Raw genomic sequence first — 1,903 nt, 5'->3', positions numbered from 1 at the left:
CATGCTCTTTGATCGCCTTAATGATCTGTTCTTCGGTGTAACGCTTCTTCATATCGAGATCTCCATCCCTTTAGGTTAAATGGAAATCTCATCGAGGTCATGGTCTAGTTTTTGGGGGAGAGGTCACTGGAAGTTCAATTTTTTTAAAGCCTCTATCTCTTCGTAATGATTCAAAGAAATTTAAAGCAATTGTAACTTCGTTAGTTGTTAAAGAGATTTCTTGTATCGTAGTAAGTGCTTCATCGATAATTGCTAGATTACGCTCACCGACTGCTTTTACCCATTTTCTGGAGCTTAAATTATGCTTTTCATAAAATGCATGAGTTGTAACCATGACTTGGTATTTTGAAGCATCCTCTATCTTTAACTGATTCTTACTATGATATGAACATGCTCTCATATCGTTGGCTTCTTGGTTAATGTCCCTAGCTAATCGGTCTGCTTCTTGTGTAAGGTTTGTACTGATAACTGCGGTGATGTCATTAGGTAGCATTGCGCAGTAGGTGATAATATTTTCTGTTTTAGCACTGCCAGTTGGTGCTGAAATGACAAATTTTTTCGCTTCACTTTTGAACTTAATAGCGTTGTTCATCGCTAAGCAATTTTGCTTCCATGTTTCCTTTAGTTCATTTGTTATAGTGTTTCCCCACTTTTGGAATTTCATGCAGAACGCGATAACAAAATCGTCGGGATCGATTGGGCTTTTTATGTCTTGTAATGAATTATTGCTTGTCATTTTGTCGGCCTATTACGACGAGTAAAATCCACCAAAAAGGATTACTGCGGTTCATCTCACTCTAAACTAATGTATCGCCTACATTCACTAACTTTTTTACAATGACTCGGATTGAAGTTCATCCCAAGATTTGTTTACCTAGCTTTCTGGATTGTTTCACTGAAGGTTAGCGTTCAAATTGCAGTATGAATGAGCGCGCAAAACTGCACACTCTTTGCATAGTTGCTGCGCACTTGTTGCACACATCCTGCGTATTTCTTGCGCACCCTAAATCTCGAATCAATTGCTCAACGCCTCCTATCCGGTATATTCAAATAACTAGAGGGAGATGATTGAATGTGCGGTAGATACAATCTTGAAGATAACGACGATACGCAGGCACTAATGGATCGCCTAGGTGTATCGTTTGGCCGTACTAATATCCCCAGCTTTTTTAACCTTGCCCCTACAGAGCAAATACCAGTCATATCTGAAGAGGAAGGTATCAGGGCCTTAAGACCAATGAGATGGTGGTTAACGCCTGTTTGGGCTAAAGAGATAACTACCCAGTACTCTATGTTTAATGCTCGTGCAGAGACGCTAGATAAGAGTAAAGCATTCCAGGGTAGCTTTAGACATCACCGTATCATTATACCTATGACATCTTTTATTGAATGGCGTAAAGAGGGATCTATCAGACAGCCTTACTTGGTTAAATATGAACTCGATTGTATGGCCGCCGCGGGTGTTTGGTCTCAATGGACTGATGGCGAGATCGTTCTAGATACCTGTGCGATGGTAACTACAAACGCTTGTAAGGACTTTAAGGCATTCCACTCTCGTCAGCCCTTGTTGCTTAATTCAAACCAGGCAAATACATGGTTAGAAGAGAGAGCTGATTTAAAGGATCTACGAGAGCTCCTGAAAGCTGCTCTACCGCAAAATATGCTTGTTAGAGCAATAGATCCTTCAATCAATAATAGTCGGCTTAAAGAAGCTCCTAGTTACCTTAACGGCAGCCAAGAGATTGTAGTATCCAGCTGATTGTTGGGCGACGGCTAACGACCCAAAGCTGACATTAACGCCTTGCTAGGTGGCCTGAAAAGTAGCTATAACTGCCCCTCTTAGCCAGGTATAGCAGACGCAGTACACTTGAGTAACTTATTAGATGCACTGGATTAATGTGCG

General features: G+C 41.0%; 2 protein-coding genes. One reads left to right on the top strand and one right to left on the bottom strand.

Annotated features, from left to right (window positions below):
* Window positions 1-97 precede the first annotated feature (97 nt).
* A complete protein-coding gene (locus tag XMD564_RS11255; protein WP_173508355.1) occupies window positions 98-736 on the bottom strand; it encodes a DEAD/DEAH box helicase family protein in 639 nt (212 codons plus the stop codon).
* A gap of 336 nt (window positions 737-1,072) precedes the next feature.
* Here XMD564_RS11255 and XMD564_RS11250 point away from each other — a divergent pair, with 336 nt between their 5' ends.
* The gene (locus tag XMD564_RS11250) at window positions 1,073-1,759 is read left to right on the top strand and encodes an SOS response-associated peptidase (RefSeq protein WP_254445632.1); all 687 of its coding nucleotides are present in this window, start codon (window positions 1,073-1,075) and stop codon (window positions 1,757-1,759) included.
* The last annotated feature ends 144 nt before the right edge of the window (window positions 1,760-1,903 follow it).

It is taken from the genome of Marinobacterium sp. xm-d-564 (assembly GCF_013283345.1).
GTDB lineage: Bacteria > Pseudomonadota > Gammaproteobacteria > Pseudomonadales > Balneatricaceae > Marinobacterium_E.
This window is presented reverse-complemented; position numbering and strand designations above follow the sequence as displayed.

Excerpts from the sequence above, each read along its gene's own strand:
- XMD564_RS11255 (WP_173508355.1), bottom strand. The coding sequence starts at position 736 with ATGACAAGCAATAATTCATTACAAGACATAAAAAGCCCAATCGATCCC.
- XMD564_RS11250 (WP_254445632.1), top strand. The coding sequence starts at position 1,073 with ATGTGCGGTAGATACAATCTTGAAGATAACGACGATACGCAGGCACTA.